Raw genomic sequence first — 16,942 nt, forward strand, 5'->3', positions numbered from 1 at the left:
TAAGCTCCAAGGCGATTTACCCTGGGGCTTACCTTTTGCTGTTTACTCCCCATGCACCCACCGCTGATGCACCCCGCGTGCAAGCGCATCCAGGGCAAACCCCAGCAGCCCGATCAGCAACACCATCGCCATCAGTTCCGAATAGGCCAGGCGATCACGGGTATCCAGGATGTAATAGCCAAGCCCCGCGCTGACCCCAAGCATTTCGCACGGCACCAGCACGATCCACAGGATCCCGATGGCCAGCCGTACGCCGGTCAGCACGTGGCCCACCACGCCGGGGATGATCACCCGGCGCAAGGTTTCCCAGCGCGTGGCGCTCAGGCTGCTGCTCAACTGCAGCCAGCGCGGGTCGAGCTGGCGCACGCCGGCGGCGGTGTTGAGCATGATCGGCCACACCGCGGCAAACGCCAGCAGGAAGTAGATCGGCTGGTCCCCTACCCCCATCAGCATCACCACGATGGGCATCCAGGACAGCGGTGAGATCATCCGCAGAAACTGGAAGGCCGGCGTGGTCGCCGCTTCCAGGTTGCGCGAACTGCCCACCAGCAGCCCCAGCGGCACCCCCACCAGCAAGGCCAGGAACAGCCCGACGAAAATGCGCTTGAGGCTCACGACGATATGCAGATACAGCTCACCGCGCCCCAGCAATTCCCACAGGCTGCTGAAGGTGGCCTCCAGCGAAAAGCGCGCCGCCAGGCCGCTGCCATCGCCCCACACCTTCACCCCCAGCCACCACAGCAACAACAGGCCGGCCAGGCCACTCAACCCGAGCAACCAGCCCGGGACTCTGCGGTTGTTCAAACGCCAATCTCCTCGGTCCGCTCAAAGCCCACGGGCAAGCCGAAGGTGCCCATGCCGCCCACCGCTTGGATGGCGTTGCGCACGAAGCGGTCATCCACCAGATCCTTGGCGACAAAGGCTGGGTCCAGATCGGCGAGAAATTTCTTGTCCCCCTCGATCAGCGTGTCCTTCAAGCGTCGCACCAATTCTTCGGTGTAGCTGGGGAATGGATAGGGCTGGAAGTCGATGCGGTGCTCGTCCCAGTTGGCATGCCGGATCGCGCCATCGGCCAGGTAGGCCGCGCGGTCGGCAGCGGCTGGCGCCAGGACTTTGCTCAACACCGGCTCGGCATGTGGCGTGTAGCGGTTCGGGCCGTCCTTGGACAGCAGCTTCACCGCCTCTGCGCGGTTATCACGGGTCCACACCTGGGCCTTGACGATCGCATTCACGACTTTCTGCGACCACTCCGGGCGATTGTTCAGGTCGTGTTCGTGCATGAACACCACGCAGCACGCGTGATTGCGCCACACGTCGCCGGTAAACCGCTGCACACGCCCGACCTTGAGGTTCTCCGCCAGGGCGTTGAACGGCTCGGCGACGATATAACCGTCGATGCGCTGGCTGGCCAGGGCCGGCGGCATGTCTGAAGGGGGCAGCACGATCAGGTTGACTTCATTGGCGCCGATCGCACTGCCGGCGGCACGCGCCACCGGGGTCAGGCCGTTGTCACGGAACAGTTGCTGCACCACCACGTTATGGATCGAATACCAGAACGGGATCGCCACCGACTTGCCGCCCAACTGCTTCACCTCGGTAATGCCCGGTGCCACGGTGAGCCCCGAACCGCCCACATGGTTCCACGCCACCACCTTGGCCGGCACCTGGCTGCCATAGCGCGCCCACACGGTCATCGGCGACAGCAGATGGATCACGTTGACCTGCCCGGAGATAAACGCCTCGATCACCTGCGCCCAACTGCGCAGCAACACCGGGCGCTCGGCCTTGATGCCTTCGGCTTCGAACAGGCCGTTGTTATGCGCCACCAGCAAGGGCGTTGCGTCGGTGATCGGCAGGTAGCCGATGCGCACCGGCGCATCCGGCTCGCTGGCGGCGCGGGCCTGCAGGCTGCTCAGCAGCGGCAAGGCGCCGGCGGCACTGAGTACCGCGGAAAGTTTGAGAAAGTCACGGCGCGAGTGGGTCAGGTCATCCAGGCACATGGCTGGGCTCCGGCAGGTCAAGGGGTTGGGGTTGAGGGCGGCTCGCCTGCCGTAGGGTTTTAAGAATCTCGATGCGCAGCGCACCGATGGCTTCCACCTGTTCTTCGCGCGGTTGCGGCAGGTCGATACGCCATTCGCCCAGCGTCCGCGCCGGGCGGTTGCCCAGCAGCAGGATGCGGTCGGACAACAGCAGCGCTTCGTCGATGTCATGGGTGATCAACACCGCCGCCGAACCCTGCTCACGGTTGACCTTGAGCAACAGGTGCTGCATATCGGCACGGGTCACTTCATCCAGCGCACCGAAGGGCTCATCCAGCAACAGCACTTGGGGCTGGCGTGCCAGGCAACGGGCCAACGCAGTACGCTGGGCCATGCCGCCGGACAGCTGCGCCGGAAATTGCTGGCGGGCGTGCTCCAGGCCAACCGCCGCGATGGCGTGGTCGACGCGCCGGCGGCGCTCATCAGCACCCAGGTGCGGCTGGCGGGCGAAATCCAGGCCGAACGCGACGTTCTTTTCCAGGCTCAACCACGGCAACAGGCTGGGGTCCTGGAATGCCACGGCGACACGTGGATGGGGGCCGCTCAACGGCTCGCCCAATACCTGGACCTTGCCATCCTGGGGCGCCTGCAAACCGGCGAGCACCCGCAACAGGCTGGACTTGCCGACCCCGCTGGGCCCCAGGATCGACACCACTTCACCGCGCTGCAATTGCAGGTCGAAGCCTTGCAACACCGGGCCGCCGGCGTACCCCAGGCCAATGCCCAGGGCACTCAATACCACCGGGCTCACAGGTTAGCCTGGCGTTGCAACTCGGTGCGCAATTGCACCAGGCTGGGCGTGACGATCGGCACAAACGCCGACTCCCGCCAGCGCCGCGCAAACCCACTGCCATGGGCGGTGAGGTAGGCCTTGCCGCCGCTGGCCTGCAGTTCCAGCTGCACGGCGCTGGCGGCGGTTTCGGCCAGGCCGATGCGCAACTTGAACAACGCCACCGGCTCGGCGGCGAAGCGCCCGGCGAGCAGGCCATTCTGCAGCTCGGTCACCAGGTGATCTAAGGTCCCGCGCAGCCCTTCTAGCTCTTCGCGCAACACTGTACGTGCAGCGCCCAAATGGTTGGCGACTTCCGCCAGCGAGCGACGGGCCAGGCCGATCGACATACCGCACTGCAAACCGAGGAACGCCGGGCGCACGGCCGGCAGGAACTTGCGTGCGTCCTCGTGCAGCAACCAGTCGCGACTCAGCTCGACGCCTTCGAGGCCCAGGGCGGCGGTGTTGCTCGATTGCAGGCCGAGCAGCTCCAGGTCGCCGGAACGTTGCAAGCCCGCCACCGAATCCGGAATAGCCAGGATAAACGGCGCACCGCCACCGGCATGCTCAATCGCCGCCGCTGCGACAAAGCCGTTCTTGCGCAGGTTGGTCACCCAGTGCAGGCGACCGTTGAGGGTCCAGCCGTGATCGTTCGGCTCGGCGCTGATCTGCAGCGTCTCGATGCCCGACAGGAACTTCATTGCATTCGACAAACCGGTGGCCCCCGCCAGCCTGCCGCTGAGCAGGTCCGGCAGCAATTGCTCGCGCAGCCGCTCATTCGGGCTCTGCAGCAAATACTCGATAAACGAGCGCTGGCCCCAGCACACAAACGCCGCCGCCAACGAATGGCTGGCGACATTGGCAATGGCCTCGACGGCGCCGGCCACATCGCCGCCCAGGCCGCCGAAGGCTTTTGGCACACCGATACGCAGTATGTTGGCCTCTGCCAGCCGTGGCAGCACTTCCTGGGGATCGCAACTGCCCACATCCAGGGCCTGCGCTTGAACATCGAGCCAACGGCTCAAGATCGGGTCAAGCATTCATGTTTCTCCTTGTCAAAGCAGCAGGGCCACCCGCCCTTCAGCTGGCCGGTTTTTCCCAACGGTATTGCGCCAGCTCCGGGTTCAGCGGGGTACGGGCAAACACGTTAGCGAAGTTGCACAGGGTTGCCAGGCTCACCCCCAAAATAACTTCCAGGGCCTGGCCTTCGGTGTAACCGGCGGCGCGGAACGCCTCGAAACCGGCATCGCTGACATCGCCACGGGTGGCAATGACTTCCCGGGTAAAGGCAGCGAGTGTCTCATAACGGGCATTGGGCAATTCGCCGCGCTGGCGCAGGGCGTCGATCACCTCTTCCGGCAGCTTGGCCTTGTTGCGCGCCACGGCGGTGTGGCCGGCGACGCAGAAATCGCAGCCGTGGGTAGTGGCGGCAATCAACTGCACCACTTCGCGATCGGCCAGGCTCAGCTCGGCCTTGGCGTTCAGGCCCGAGACGGTGATGTAGGTTTCCAGCGCCGCCGGGGCATTGGCCAAAACGGCCAGCAGATTGGGGATGAAGCCCGAGGCTTTCAGCGCATTTTCCAGCAACGGCTTGGCGGCGGGTGGCGCGGTTTGCGGAGTGAGCAGCGGTACACGGGACATGGAGCGGTCTCCTGAGGGGTCGTGTATCCAGTCTGTTGGTTATAAGAAATCCTCTCAATAGGCTAAAGTAGCGATTACTTGCTCTTGAGTCTTTCCATTAGATGAATTCTTCCAGTGCCCTTGTCGATTGGTTATTAGACAGCCTCGAACTCAACACCAGCCTGTTCCATGTCGGGCGCTATTGCGGCGATTGGCATGCCAGCACCCACGGCCTGGCGCGTGCGAGTTTCCACCTGATCGTGCAGGGCGAGTGCTGGCTGCATATCGCTGGCGAACCCGCGCCCGTCGAGTTGAACAACGGCGACGCGGTATTCCTGCTCCGTGACCTTGAGTATCGATTGTCCGGAGCAGCCACGGCGGCCGGCGCGCAGGAATGTCCGCGACGCCCGATGCTGCCCCTGGACAGCGGCGCCAGCGACGGCGTGGGGCTGGTGTGCGGGTTCTTTCACTTCCAGTCGGGCTTGTCGGCGATGATCGTCGACACCCTGCCCGCGTGGATCGTCCTGCGAGCCGGCGACCCCTCGCTGACGGCCGCCCGCAATCTGTTCGAGCTGATCCTGCAAGAGTGCCAGCGCGACCCGGCGCCTTCCGCGGCCTTGCTCGAGCGCCTGTGCCACCTGTTGTTTCTGTATGTACTGCGCCAGCAAGTGCTGGATAACCACGCACTCGGTGGCCTCGCCGCACTGGGGCGCCAGCCGGCGTTCGCGAACCTGCTGGAACACTTGATCGCCCGCCCGGCAGATGCCTGGACCCTGGAAAGCATGGCGGCCTGCACCGGCTTGTCGCGCTCGGCGTTTTTCAAGCGCTTCACTGAATTGTGCGGGCAGTCGCCCGGCCAGGTGCTGCTGATGATGCGCATGCGCCACGCCTGCCAATTGTTCAAGCAGGACCAGACCGTCGCGGATGTCGCAGTGGCGGTGGGTTATCAGTCCGTGGCGGCGTTTACCCGCGCCTTCCACAAAGTGACCGGGCAGCAACCCGGCGCTTACCGCAAGGCCCAGGCCTAGCGGTGCAAACCGGTGCCCGGCTGTCGGCACAGCTCAACCAGCCAGTCCACGAACACCCTCACCCGCTGTGACAACTGGCGATGGGGCGGATACAGCGCCGTCAGCGCCATTGTCGGCACGGGCAACTGCGCCAGCACAGGCACCAGGCGGCCCTCGGCCAGTTGCCGCATCGCATGATAGTGCGGCGCCTGAATCAGGCCATAGCCGGCTTCGCACGCAGCGAAATAACCATCGGAGCTGTTGACCGCCACGCGCTTGGGCAACTGGATCGAGTGCACGGCGTTGTCGATCAGGAACTCCAGACCGAACCGCTTGCCGCTGGCCGTGGAGACATACTCGACCATCTGGTGATTGGCCAGGTCGTCGAGGCCCGCCGGTATGCCCATGCGTTCCAGATACCCAGGGCTCGCCAGGGTCAACTGGTCCATCATTGCCAAAGGCCTGGCCACCAGCGACTCATCCAGCGCCGGACCGCCGCGCAGCACGCAATCCACACCTTCGCGGATCAGGTCCACCGGACGGTCGTTCAAGCCTATGTCCAATTCGATCTGCGGATAGCGCGCGGTGAACGCCGGCAACGCGGGAATCACAATCAGGCGCCCGATCCCCGAGGGCATATCCACGCTCAGGGTGCCGCGTGGGTTCTGGCGGCGGGTGGAGAACACCGCTTCGGTTTCCTCCAAGTCGGTGAGCAACTGTACACAGCGCTGGTAATACGCCGCGCCGTCCAGGGTCGGGCTGACCTGGCGCGTGGTGCGCTGCAGCAACTGCACGCCCAGGTGCGCCTCCAGTTGCTTGATCAGGATGGTCACCGACGCGCGCGGCAGTTGCAGGCTGTCGGCGGCCTTGGCGAATCCGCCCAACTCGACAATCCGGGTAAACACCCGCATGGCGTTAAAACGATCCAAGGGCCGACTCCAAAAGGATTATTTAGAAATTACCAATAGTGATAGTGCTTTTAGCCGGTTTATCCCGGTTTTGTCGAGGGTAACAATGGCGTCCTACCTCATCAGGAGCTGCACCCATGCACACTCGTCAACTCGGTAAGAACGGTCCCCACGTCAGTGCCATCGGCCTCGGCTGCATGGGCATGAGTGACTTCTACACCTCGGGCAGCGACACCCGGGAGGCCATCGCCACCCTGCACCGTGCCGTGGAATTGGGCGTCACCTTGCTCGACACCGCCGACATGTACGGCCCCCATACCAATGAAGAATTGATTGGCAAAGCCATTGCCGGCAAGCGCAACCAGGTGTTCCTGGCCAGTAAGTTCGGCTTTGTGCGTGACCCGTCGAACCCAGAAGTGCGCGGCGTGAATGGCCGGCCCGAGTATATTCGACAGGCCATCGACGGTACCTTGAAGCGCCTCGGCGTGGAGACCCTCGACCTCTATTACCAACACCGTATCGACCCCGAGGTGGCCGTCGAAGAAAGCGTCGGCGCCATGGCCGAGCTGGTCGCCCAAGGCAAGGTGCGTTACCTGGGGCTGAGCGAAGTCAGCGCCGCCACCTTGGAGCGTGCGCACAAGGTGCATCCGATCAGCGCCCTGCAAAGTGAATACTCCCTGTGGAGCCGTGACCAGGAAGACAACGGCTGCCTGGCAGCCTGCGCACGCCTGGGTGTCGCGTTTGTACCTTACAGCCCGCTGGGGCGTGGCTTTCTCACCGGTGCCCTGAAAAGCCCGGATGACTTCGCCAAAGACGATTACCGCCGCTCCAGCCCGCGCTTCCAGGGCGAGAACTTTGCACACAACCTGCGACTGGTAGAGCGGGTCCAGGCCCTCGCCGCCGAAAAAGGCGTGACCGCCGGGCAACTGGCATTGGCCTGGGTACTGGCACAGGGTGATTACCTGATCCCCATTCCGGGCACCAAGCAGCGCAAGTATCTGGAAGAAAACGTCGCCGCCCTGGACATCACACTCAGCCCGGCCGAGCTGGCGGCACTGGCATCTGTATTCCCGTCGGGCGCTGCAGCGGGGCCACGCTACCCCGAGGCGTCCATGGGGCTGGTGCACCAATAACGCTCAACCTGGGCGCAGCTGTCGAGGCTGCGCCCAGGAAATATCCTGCACCACGACCGGCTCCCGCATCGGGAACGTTTCGGCGCGTGCCTCCACGTAATGGAAAGGCCTGATAGGCAATCAGGAATATCTGACAACACTCGTGAAGGACTCGCTGATGCTCTCTGCAACCACCTCCTCCACCGTTCCCACTGCCCAGGCTCGCAACACGCTTGAGGCTTCGCCCTATGACCCGCCTGCCGACCTGACGCCAGGCATCTACGATCAACGTTCCCATACCCTTCATATCGACGGCGATATCAAGTTCGGCCGGTTAATCGTATGGGACACATCCGATCCCGAAAACCCGAAGATCAAGTTGAATCTGCTGACGCTGGAAACCGGTGACGACGCGGATTGCGTACACGTGCGCAACTGGCCGGGCAACCGGCTGCAGGTGTGTATCAACGGCAAGTCATATGTTTTCGACAATCACGTCAAACAAGGCCCGCCACAGGGCCTTTGGATCGAGACCAAAGGCGGCAATGACACGGTGATCATCAACGATGGCGTCAAGCTACGGGTGGACATTGAAGGCGGCGATGGCCATGACTACATCCAGGCCGGAGGCGGCAGGAGCAGAGTGTACGGCGGCAATGGTAACGATGTGCTGCGACTGGGCAGCGGCCTGGGCTTCGCAGCCGGCAACGACGGTGACGACACGATCATCGGCGGAAGCGGCAATGCCGTGATGTACGGTAATAACGGCAAGGATCGTCTCTATGCCGGATTTGGCCTCTCGACCAAACAGAGCTACCTGGATGGGGGTAATGGAAATGATCAACTGTACGCCGGCAGCGGGCACACCGTTGCCCATGGCGGCAACGGCAATGATGATCTTATCGGGCATGACCGCACGACCTTCTACACCGGCAAAGGCCGCGACCGTATCTGGAATAACCGGCGCAAGGATCTGATTTACGGCAATGCCCATGACCGATTCGACCGCAGCAAAGGGTCGACTTTCACCGAGGTCAAACCCAGCAACGCCGGCAAGCAAGCGTTTACCGTGGCCGAAGGAACGCTGGGATTCAACCAGCAAGTGAGCGATGACCTCGAGTTTCTACGCAGTTCGCCGCTTGGCCAGCAAGCCCTGGCCAAAATGGATGAGCTGGCAGCAATCAATGGCGCAACGGTCGAGATCAGGCAGGTGACCTTAGGCGACACCGGCTACGAGTTTGGCAGCGTTGAGCCGGATAACCAGACATCCGAGGAAGAGGAAAACATCGATGAGACACAATACGGCACCCTCAAGGACGGCGTTCCCGGCGCCCGCGCCACGAATGCCTCGATCGCCTATGACCCCTACGCAGTCCTTGAGAGTACTGACCACACCAACATCGTAGCGCCCGTCACCACCCTGTTCCATGAAAACGGCCATGCGTTCAATGGCGCCAACGGCACACTCCTCGAGGGTAAAGACCAGGAGCAGCTGCAATCCGGAGCGTGGGTGCCGGTTCGAAATGACGAACGCCAGGTCATTGGCATTCCCAGCAACGCAACACCCGCAGACCTCGACAACGACCCGTCTACGCCGCCGAGCACGGTCAATCCGCGACCTTTCATGGAGAACGCCTTGAACCAGGAGATGGGTAAACCGCTAAGAAAAACACACAAATTCGAGCACAGTGATCAGGGCGACGGCATCTGATGAGCCGGGCGTAGCGAGCCGGCGGCCGGCCTCGCTATGTGCCCGCCCAACAAACTTTGCACCATGGTACCTAAAGACGTGCCACTCCCCGCCGATAGCCCTACGAAGCTCCAAAACAGCCGCGCCGACAATAAACGCTTCGTAAGGACGACCCCCATGCCCCCACTGCGCTCCATTCAAGCCCGCTATACCCTGTTCCTGGTGCTGTTCGTCCTGGTGTTGTTCGTGTTGACGGTCGTCGGCATCGGCCAACTGGTCGCGCCCACGCTGCGCCATACCGAGGAACAGGTGGTGCTCAACCGCATCAGTGAGGTGGCCGAGCAGATCCAGGGCGAACTCAACAAGGTTCAGTCCCAGCAACGCACCATCACCCAGACCATTCCCCTGCTCGACAGCGATGCCATCGACAAGGTCCTGCCCGGCCTGGTCGACCAATATGGTGAGCTGAAGGTTTTCGGTGGCGGTATCTGGCCGCTGCCCAACCAGCGCACGCCGGGGCGCAACAAGCACAGCACCTTCTGGCACCGCGATGCCTCGGGCAAGCTGGCAGTGAACACCTTCTGGAACAGCGACCCCGCCCCCAACTATTACGACCAGAGCTGGTACAAGGGCGGCCTCGCGTCGCCACGTGGCCAATGTGCCTGGGCCGCGGCCTACAAGGACGACGCCAGCCAGGAGCCGCGTACCAACTGCGCCATGGCGATCCAGCGTGACGGCGCGGCGTATGGCGTGGCCACCATCGACGTGACCCTGGGCTTCTTCAACGAACTGGTTGCGAGCAAGGAAAAGGACATCGGCGGGCAAATGCTGATCGTCGAAGGCGACGGCAAGATCATCAGCAATAGCACGCGCCTGAGCAGCCCGGTGGTGTTGAAGAACATCAGTGAATTGACCGGCACCTCGGCCTTTGCCGCCCAGGTCAGCAAGGCCCTGGCCCATCGCGACCAGGCCTTGCAGCGCAACGAGTTCGACAACCAGGGCGTGGCCAGCACCTTCTACATGCGTCCCATCGAAGGCACGCCGTGGTTCCTCGCCACCGCCCTGCCCACCTCGCTGATCACAGCCCAACGCGATGACGTACTCGGCAGCCTGGCCCTGTTGCAGATCCCCATGGTGTTGCTGCTGGTGCTGCTGGCGGTGTATGCGATTCGCCAATTGGTGCAGCGCATGAAAATCCTGAAGGCCAACATCGATGCACTGTCCACCGGCGATGCCGATCTGACGCGGCGCATCACCATCCGCGCCGAAGACGAACTGGGTGCCATCGGCCATTCGGTGAACCGCTTTATCGTCTACCTGCAAGACATGATCGGCGAAGTAACCCAGGCCACCGGCGCCATGTCATCGGGCCTTGAGCAATTGCAGCAAACCTCGGCGCACACCAACAGCATCCTGGTGCGCCACGCCTCGGAGACCGACCAGACCGTTACCGCCATCACCGAGATGAGCTCCACCGCCGATACGGTGGCGCAGAACGCGGCGCAAACCGCTTCGTTCACCCAGCGCGCCAACGAACACGCCGACCGCTCCCGCGTGGTGGTGGGTGAAGCGTCCACCAGCGTCAGTGCACTGATCGGCGAAGTCGCCAGTGCCACTCACACCGTCGAGAACATGCGCCAGGACGCCGCGCGCATCACCGAAACCCTCGGCGTGATCGGCGCGATTGCCGGCCAGACCAACCTGCTGGCCCTCAACGCCGCGATTGAAGCCGCGCGGGCCGGCGAGCAGGGTCGTGGTTTTGCGGTGGTGGCCGACGAAGTCCGCGCCCTGGCGGCGCGTACCCAGGCCAGCACTTCGCAGATCAATGAAATGCTTGCGCGCCTGACCACCGGTGTCAGTTCGTCGGTAGCGGCCATGGAGAACACCCAGGCCAGTTGCCAGTCGGCGGCGGATGCCACGGCACGGGTGAACACCGGCCTCGACGAGATGGCCGGTTCGGTCAGCCATATCAATGACCTCAGCACCCAGATCGCCACCGCTGCCGAGCAGCAAAGCGCGGTGACCGAGGAGATCAACCGCAGCATGGTGCATATCCGACATATGGTCGAAGAGCTGGTGCAGAGCGGCCATGCCACGCAAACCAATACACAAAGCCTGCTGGACGCCAATGGCCGGGTGATTGCGTTGATGGGCCGGTTCAAGGTGCGCTGATAAATGGCTGAAACACTCCCGTGCAATGTGCGGGAGTGGGACTATTCTGACAGTTCACAGCCACACAGGAGGTGTGCCATGCGCGCTGTCGAGCAGTCGGTCCGCTTGGATCGGATCAGTCAGGAACGTTTTATCCAGGCCCCTATCGATGCCGTCTACGACTATGTGACCCAACCGGATCGCTGGCACGAATGGCACCCCACTTCCCTCGGTGCCGACACCGGCACCAGCGGCCCCCTCCCCGCCGGCGCACGCTTTACCGAAATGATCGACCTGCTCGGAGTGCGCGTGCCCATGAGCTACCGCGTGCAGATCGCCCGGCGTCCCGACGAGTTCAAGACGGTGTTCACCTCACTGGCCGTCGACGGCTCGATCCACTACTTTTTGCAACCCTTTCGCGACGGCACCCTGTTCAAGCGCGTGCTGACCTATGAAACCGAATTGCAGCTGGCCAGCCTCCATGAACGCATGATCGAGCTGTCGGCGATTGCACTGGACCGGCTCAAGCAGCGGATGGAAAACTCGCTCTCCGTATAATTTTGAAACATTAACCCGACGTTCCACGGATAAAAGCAGGGAGAATGCCCGGCTTACTGCCCGGTATTGGACGAGACCTCCATGAAAATCCCATTGCGATTGGCCCTGCTTTCAGTGCTGTTCACCACCACCCTGGCCCAGGCCGCCGACCTGATCCCCATCGATGTGCACCGCGACGCCAACTGTGGCTGCTGCAAAAAGTGGATCAGCCACCTGGAAAGCAACGGCTTCAAGGTCAATGACCATGTCGAAGCCGACATGAGTGCGGTCAAGCAGCGGCTGGGCGTGGCCCCGCGCCTGGGCTCGTGCCATACCGCCGTGATCGACGGCAAGTTCGTCGAAGGCCATGTGCCTGCCGAGCAGGTACTGGCCTTGCGCAAGCGCGACGACCTGCTGGGTATCGCCGCCCCCGGCATGCCCATGGGCTCGCCCGGCATGGAAATGGACGGCCATGCCGAGGCCTATCAAATCATCGGCCTGACCCGCGACGGCCAGGATGTGGTGGTGGCGGACTACCCGGCGCACTGATCGGTGCCGATGGGTTACCTGGGGCTGTTTCTTGCCGCATTCGGCGCGGCGACGTTACTGCCCCTGCAATCGGAAGCGGTGCTGGTCGGCCTGTTGATCAGCGGGCACTACAACCTGTGGCTGCTGCTGGGTATCGCCACCCTGGGCAACGTCCTCGGCTCGCTGGTCAATTGGTGGCTGGGGCGCTGGGTGGAGCACTTCAAGCAGCGTCGCTGGTTTCCGGTCAGCGACAAGCAGCTGGAAAAGGCCCGCCATCATTACCAGCGCTGGGGGCATTGGACGCTGCTGCTCAGTTGGCTGCCGGTCATTGGCGACCCGCTGACGTTGGTGGCCGGGGTGATGCGTGAGCCGTTGTGGCGGTTCCTGCTGCTGGTGACCCTGGCCAAGGGCCTGCGATACGCGGTGCTCGCCGCCGTGACCTTGCAGTGGGTGTTAATCCCCCGTTAATCCCCCGCAAACAGCATCCGAGCACCCTGTTCGGAGCCCCGCCCATGCCTCTATCCCGTGCCTTTTGCATCGCCGGCCTGCTGACGGCCAGCATCGCCCCGGCGTTCGCCGCCAGCTATGGCCCTGAGCTGCAAGGCTTCCAATACCCCTATCCCCTCGAACATTTCCAATTCCAATCCCAAGGTAAATCCCTGCAAATGGGCTACATGGACGTGCCGGCCAAGGGGCAACCCAACGGTCGCAGCGTAGTGCTGATGCATGGCAAGAACTTTTGCGGCGCCACCTGGGAAAGCACGATCAAGGCCTTGAGCGACGCCGGTTACCGGGTGATTGCACCGGACCAGATCGGCTTCTGCAGTTCCAGCAAGCCCGACCACTACCAGTACAGCTTCCAGCAATTGGCCCTCAACACCCACCAACTGCTGGAAAAACTCGGCATTCAGAAGGCCACGCTGCTCGGCCATTCCACCGGCGGCATGCTCGCCACCCGTTATGCGCTGATGTACCCCGAGCAGACCGAGCAGCTCGGGCTGGTCAATCCCATCGGCCTGGAAGACTGGAAAGCCCTGGGCGTGCCCACGCTAAGCGTCGACCAATGGTATGCGCGGGAGCAGAAAGTCAGTGCCGAGGGGATTCGCAAGTACCAACTCAATACCTATTACGTCGGACGCTGGAAGCCGGAGTACGAGCGCTGGGTCGACATGTACGCCGGCCTGAGCAATGGCCCAGGGCATACGCTGGTCGCATGGAACTCGGCATTGATTTACGACATGATCTTCACCCAACCGGTGTACTACGAGTTCAAGCATCTGCAGATGCCTACCCTGTTGCTGATCGGGACCGCCGACACCACCGCCATTGGCAAAGACATTGCGCCGCCGGCGGTCAAGGCCAGGATCGGCAACTACGCGGTATTGGGCAAGCAAGTGGCCAAGCTGATTCCCCACGCCACACTGGTGGAGTTTCCAGGCCTGGGCCATGCGCCGCAGATGGAAGAGCCGGCGAAGTTTCACCAGGCGCTGTTGCAGGGCTTGAACGCCCTTTAATCCAACTTTTTTCGAGGCACGCGTGCATGTCGGTACAGATCGCAGTCATTGATGATTGGCAGAATGTCGCCCGTGGCGTGGTGGATTGGTCGCCGCTGGAGGCCGTGGGGCGGGTGCACTTCCTGCACGACTATCCGGCCGATACCGCCACGATGATTGAGCGTTTGAAGGCGTTCACGGTCATTTGCGTCATGCGCGAACGCTCGACCTTCGACCAAGCGCTGTTGCAGGGTTTGCCCAACCTCAAGTTGTTGGTGACCGGCGGCATGCGCAATGCCGCCATCGATATTGCCGCCGCCAAGGCCCTGGGCATCCAGGTGTGCGGCACCGACAGCTACAAGCAGGCGGCGCCGGAGCTGACCTGGGCACTGATCATGGCGTCTACCCGCAATCTGCTGGCCGAAGCCAACTCACTGCGCGCGGGTGGCTGGCAGGTGGGCCTGGGCGGCGACCTGCATGGCAAGACCCTGGGCATTCTCGGCCTGGGCAGTATTGGCCAGAGGGTCGCGCAGTTTGCCCAGGTATTCGGCATGCGGGTGATTGCCTGGAGTGAAAACCTCACGCCGGAGCGCGCCGTGCAGGCCGGGGCGACCTGGGTCAGCAAGCGCGAGCTGTTTGAGCAGGCCGACATTCTCACGATTCATTTGGTACTCAGCGACCGCAGCCGTGGCCTGGTCGACGCCGAGGCATTGAGTTGGATGAAGCCGACGGCCCGGTTGGTGAATACCGCGCGCGGGCCGATTGTGGATGAGCAGGCGCTGGTGCAGGCATTGACCACTGGTCGCCTGGCGGGCGCGGCGCTGGATGTGTACGCCGAAGAGCCGCTGCCGGTGGATCACCCGTTTCGACACTTGCCCAACGTACTTGCCACGCCCCATGTGGGGTACGTGAGTGAGCAGAACTACCGGCAGTTCTATGAGCAGATGATCGAAGATATCCAGGCCTGGGCCGAGGGCGCGCCCATTCGGGTGCTGGGCTGACGCACCAATAAGGTGCGGCCCGCACTAATGGTGTGAGCTTAATCTTCGTGGTGAGCAGGCTTGCCCTGCGCTGGGGCGCGAAGCGGCCCTGAAAACCGGCAACGGGGTGGCAGGCCGCCAAATTGTTTGGGAGCGCTTCACACTCCAGCGCAGGGCAAGCCTGCTCACTACAACCTCTCGCCTTCGTCAATTGCATATGGTTACAAGTTTTTTGTCCTACAAAATTCCCGTACAAACCCTACAGGCTCTGGAATCTGTCCTAGACTGATGACCGATGGGTCCCTTCCAAAACAAAAACCCCGCAAAAAATCTAAACTTTCGAACTCTGCCGTAGGTCCAGTTTTAAGGTAAGGCGAGTGCACGCGGTTCACACCCGATGCCCGTCCATCCACTCTATTTAAGCCGACCGTGCAACTGGCATAAGCCTTGCCAGCTTGTATAGCGCTTGTGCGCCTGGCCGCAGGATGCGGTCTTCGGAGCTAGTGGCAGCGGGCCATTAGCCAACCAACATTGGGAGAGAACTATGATCAGTGCCGCTGTAGATACTCAGGGAGAGCGTTTTAGTAAGGCGGTAGAGGGGCCGACGTCATTGGCCGACCTGCCCAACACTGTGCGGCCGATCGTGAGTAATAATCCCAATCGCAAGAAGGTATTGTTCGTCACCTCCGAGTTCGCCGACCTGGTGAAAACCGGTGGCCTGGGCGACGTGTCCGCGGCCCTGCCCCGCGCCATGGCCCATTTGCACGATGTGCGCGTCCTGATCCCCGGTTACCCGCAGGTGATGGAAAGCGACAACCCGATCCATATCATCGGTGAGCTGGGTGGCCACGCCGCGCTGCCGCCGTGCAAGATCGGGCGCATGGACCTCAAGGACGGGCTGGTCATCTATGTGCTGATCTGCCCCGAGCTCTACGAGCGCGAAGGCACGCCCTACGGCGCCAACAACGGCCGCGACTGGCCGGACAACCATATTCGCTTCGCCCGCCTGGGCCTGGCTGCCGCCGACATGGCCGCCAACCTGGCCCAGATCCACTGGTGCCCGGACCTGGTGCACGCCCACGACTGGCCCGCCGGCCTGGCCCCGGCCTATATGCACTGGCGTGGGTCACGCACGCCGACCTTGTTCACCATTCATAACCTCGCCTATCAAGGCGTGGTCAGCCTGGCCTCGACGCCGGAGCTGGGTATCCCGCCCCACGCGCTGCAGCAGGAAGGCATGGAGTTCTACGGCAAGATGTCGTTCCTCAAGGCCGGCATGGCGTACTCCAGCCATATCACCACCGTGAGTGCGACCTACGCCCAGGAAATCACCACCCCGGAATTCGGCTGCGGCCTCGACGGTTTCCTCGCCGCCAAGACTCAGCAAGGCCTGCTCAGTGGCATCCCCAACGGCATCGATGAAAGCTGGGAAACCTCCACCGACACGCACCTGACCCACAACTTCAATATCGGTGACTGGGAAGGCAAGGCCATCAACGCCGACCACGTGCGCGAGCTGTTCGGCCTGCATGACTCCACCGGCCCACTGTTCGCGGTGGTCTCGCGCCTGGTCTACCAGAAAGGCCTCGACCTCACCGAAGCGGTGGCGAGTTTTATCGTCGAGAACGGCGGGCAGATCGCCATTATCGGGCGCGGCGAGCCGGAAGAAGAACAGGCCATGCGTGAACTGGCGCTGCGCTTCCCGGGCCAGGTCGGTGTGCGTATCGGCTTCAACGAGACCGACGCGCGGCGCATGTTCGCCGGCAGCGACTTCCTGCTGATGCCATCGCGCTACGAGCCCTGCGGCCTGAGCCAGATGTATGCCCAGCGCTTCGGCTCGCTGCCCGTGGCTCGCAACACTGGCGGGCTGGCGGACACCATCGAGAATGGCGTCACCGGCTTCCTGTTCAATGAATCCACCGTAGAAAGCTACGAAGAAGCCCTGAGCCGTGCGTTCCGGGTCTTCGCCAATAAAGGCCTGCTCAACGCCATGCGCAGCCGCGCCATGACCCAACCCTTCAACTGGTGCCAGGCGGTGGAACCCTACGCCGAGCTGTATGAACAACTGGTGGCCAAGGCCTTGGGGAAATCGACTAAATAATTAAGGG

16 protein-coding genes are annotated in these 16,942 nt (G+C 62.7%); 10 read left to right on the forward strand and 6 right to left on the reverse strand.

The genetic code is table 11. From position 1 onward, the window contains the following. Positions 1-42: 42 nt before the first annotated feature. From AC07OP_RS00830 to AC07OP_RS00850, 5 genes are read right to left on the reverse strand one after another with little or no spacing between them, the layout of a single operon-like run. The gene (locus tag AC07OP_RS00830; protein ID WP_115487416.1) at positions 43-804 is read right to left on the reverse strand and encodes an ABC transporter permease; all 762 of its coding nucleotides are present in this window, start codon (positions 802-804) and stop codon (positions 43-45) included. Further along, positions 801-2,000 (reverse strand): ABC transporter substrate-binding protein, encoded by a 1,200-nt coding sequence (locus AC07OP_RS00835; RefSeq protein ID WP_495101506.1) that lies wholly within the window; start codon positions 1,998-2,000, stop codon positions 801-803. Before AC07OP_RS00835 ends, AC07OP_RS00830 begins: the two co-directional genes overlap by 4 nt. After that, positions 1,987-2,790: an ABC transporter ATP-binding protein gene (locus tag AC07OP_RS00840; protein WP_495101507.1), complete on the reverse strand. Its 804-nt coding sequence runs from the start codon at positions 2,788-2,790 to the stop codon at positions 1,987-1,989. The genes AC07OP_RS00835 and AC07OP_RS00840 overlap by 14 nt, the downstream gene beginning before the upstream one ends. Next, complete coding sequence (locus AC07OP_RS00845) at positions 2,787-3,848, reverse strand: acyl-CoA dehydrogenase family protein (protein ID WP_495101508.1); 1,062 nt, start codon at positions 3,846-3,848, stop codon at positions 2,787-2,789. The genes AC07OP_RS00840 and AC07OP_RS00845 overlap by 4 nt, the downstream gene beginning before the upstream one ends. A 40-nt stretch (positions 3,849-3,888) precedes the next feature. Next, complete coding sequence (locus tag AC07OP_RS00850) at positions 3,889-4,449, reverse strand: carboxymuconolactone decarboxylase family protein (protein WP_065927334.1); 561 nt, start codon at positions 4,447-4,449, stop codon at positions 3,889-3,891. Positions 4,450-4,550: 101 nt separating this feature from the next. Here AC07OP_RS00850 and AC07OP_RS00855 point away from each other — a divergent pair, with 101 nt between their 5' ends. Next, entirely contained in the window at positions 4,551-5,456 is a 906-nt protein-coding gene (locus AC07OP_RS00855; RefSeq protein WP_169899559.1) for an AraC family transcriptional regulator, read from the forward strand. Here AC07OP_RS00855 and AC07OP_RS00860 read toward each other — a convergent pair. Then, positions 5,453-6,364 carry a LysR family transcriptional regulator gene (locus tag AC07OP_RS00860; protein WP_495101509.1) on the reverse strand — a complete coding sequence of 304 codons (912 nt, stop codon included), beginning with the start codon at positions 6,362-6,364 and terminating at the stop codon, positions 5,453-5,455. The genes AC07OP_RS00855 and AC07OP_RS00860 overlap by 4 nt on opposite strands. Before the next feature lie 116 nt (positions 6,365-6,480). Between AC07OP_RS00860 and AC07OP_RS00865 the strand changes: the two genes are divergently transcribed. The 9 genes from AC07OP_RS00865 to glgA all read left to right on the forward strand — a co-directional run bounded on the left by AC07OP_RS00865 (position 6,481) and on the right by glgA (position 16,935). After that, positions 6,481-7,476, forward strand: a complete 996-nt coding sequence (locus AC07OP_RS00865; protein ID WP_495101510.1) for an aldo/keto reductase — start codon at positions 6,481-6,483, stop codon at positions 7,474-7,476. A gap of 157 nt (positions 7,477-7,633) precedes the next feature. Continuing rightward, positions 7,634-9,166 carry a M91 family zinc metallopeptidase gene (locus AC07OP_RS00870; protein WP_495101511.1) on the forward strand — a complete coding sequence of 511 codons (1,533 nt, stop codon included), beginning with the start codon at positions 7,634-7,636 and terminating at the stop codon, positions 9,164-9,166. Positions 9,167-9,322: 156 nt separating this feature from the next. Beyond that, the gene (locus AC07OP_RS00875) at positions 9,323-11,317 is read left to right on the forward strand and encodes a methyl-accepting chemotaxis protein (RefSeq protein WP_092484838.1); all 1,995 of its coding nucleotides are present in this window, start codon (positions 9,323-9,325) and stop codon (positions 11,315-11,317) included. Positions 11,318-11,395: 78 nt separating this feature from the next. Then, positions 11,396-11,854, forward strand: coding sequence for an SRPBCC family protein (locus tag AC07OP_RS00880; RefSeq protein WP_065927329.1), 459 nt, complete (start codon positions 11,396-11,398; stop codon positions 11,852-11,854). An 81-nt stretch (positions 11,855-11,935) separates the two neighbouring features. After that, positions 11,936-12,382, forward strand: a complete 447-nt coding sequence (locus tag AC07OP_RS00885; RefSeq protein ID WP_115487423.1) for a DUF411 domain-containing protein — start codon at positions 11,936-11,938, stop codon at positions 12,380-12,382. A 9-nt stretch (positions 12,383-12,391) separates the two neighbouring features. Next, entirely contained in the window at positions 12,392-12,829 is a 438-nt protein-coding gene (locus tag AC07OP_RS00890) for a YqaA family protein (RefSeq protein WP_495101553.1), read from the forward strand. A gap of 44 nt (positions 12,830-12,873) precedes the next feature. Further along, positions 12,874-13,875, forward strand: coding sequence for an alpha/beta fold hydrolase (locus AC07OP_RS00895; protein ID WP_027606737.1), 1,002 nt, complete (start codon positions 12,874-12,876; stop codon positions 13,873-13,875). A gap of 26 nt (positions 13,876-13,901) precedes the next feature. Continuing rightward, the gene (locus AC07OP_RS00900) at positions 13,902-14,855 is read left to right on the forward strand and encodes a D-2-hydroxyacid dehydrogenase family protein (protein ID WP_495101512.1); all 954 of its coding nucleotides are present in this window, start codon (positions 13,902-13,904) and stop codon (positions 14,853-14,855) included. Between the two features lie 523 nt (positions 14,856-15,378). Further along, on the forward strand, positions 15,379-16,935 hold the full coding sequence (gene glgA, locus AC07OP_RS00905; protein ID WP_115487426.1) for a glycogen synthase GlgA: 1,557 nt from the start codon (positions 15,379-15,381) through the stop codon (positions 16,933-16,935). Positions 16,936-16,942: the final 7 nt, after the last annotated feature.

The organism is Pseudomonas sp. GW821-FHT09D08, from assembly GCF_059416305.1.

Excerpts from the sequence above, each read along its gene's own strand:
- AC07OP_RS00835 (WP_495101506.1), bottom strand. The coding sequence starts at position 2,000 with ATGTGCCTGGATGACCTGACCCACTCGCGCCGTGACTTTCTCAAACTT.
- AC07OP_RS00845 (WP_495101508.1), bottom strand. The coding sequence starts at position 3,848 with ATGCTTGACCCGATCTTGAGCCGTTGGCTCGATGTTCAAGCGCAGGCC.
- AC07OP_RS00850 (WP_065927334.1), bottom strand. The coding sequence starts at position 4,449 with ATGTCCCGTGTACCGCTGCTCACTCCGCAAACCGCGCCACCCGCCGCC.
- AC07OP_RS00855 (WP_169899559.1), top strand. The coding sequence starts at position 4,551 with ATGAATTCTTCCAGTGCCCTTGTCGATTGGTTATTAGACAGCCTCGAA.
- AC07OP_RS00865 (WP_495101510.1), top strand. The coding sequence starts at position 6,481 with ATGCACACTCGTCAACTCGGTAAGAACGGTCCCCACGTCAGTGCCATC.
- AC07OP_RS00870 (WP_495101511.1), top strand. The coding sequence starts at position 7,634 with ATGCTCTCTGCAACCACCTCCTCCACCGTTCCCACTGCCCAGGCTCGC.
- AC07OP_RS00875 (WP_092484838.1), top strand. The coding sequence starts at position 9,323 with ATGCCCCCACTGCGCTCCATTCAAGCCCGCTATACCCTGTTCCTGGTG.
- AC07OP_RS00880 (WP_065927329.1), top strand. The coding sequence starts at position 11,396 with ATGCGCGCTGTCGAGCAGTCGGTCCGCTTGGATCGGATCAGTCAGGAA.
- AC07OP_RS00885 (WP_115487423.1), top strand. The coding sequence starts at position 11,936 with ATGAAAATCCCATTGCGATTGGCCCTGCTTTCAGTGCTGTTCACCACC.
- AC07OP_RS00890 (WP_495101553.1), top strand. The coding sequence starts at position 12,392 with ATGGGTTACCTGGGGCTGTTTCTTGCCGCATTCGGCGCGGCGACGTTA.
- AC07OP_RS00895 (WP_027606737.1), top strand. The coding sequence starts at position 12,874 with ATGCCTCTATCCCGTGCCTTTTGCATCGCCGGCCTGCTGACGGCCAGC.
- AC07OP_RS00900 (WP_495101512.1), top strand. The coding sequence starts at position 13,902 with ATGTCGGTACAGATCGCAGTCATTGATGATTGGCAGAATGTCGCCCGT.
- glgA (WP_115487426.1), top strand. The coding sequence starts at position 15,379 with ATGATCAGTGCCGCTGTAGATACTCAGGGAGAGCGTTTTAGTAAGGCG.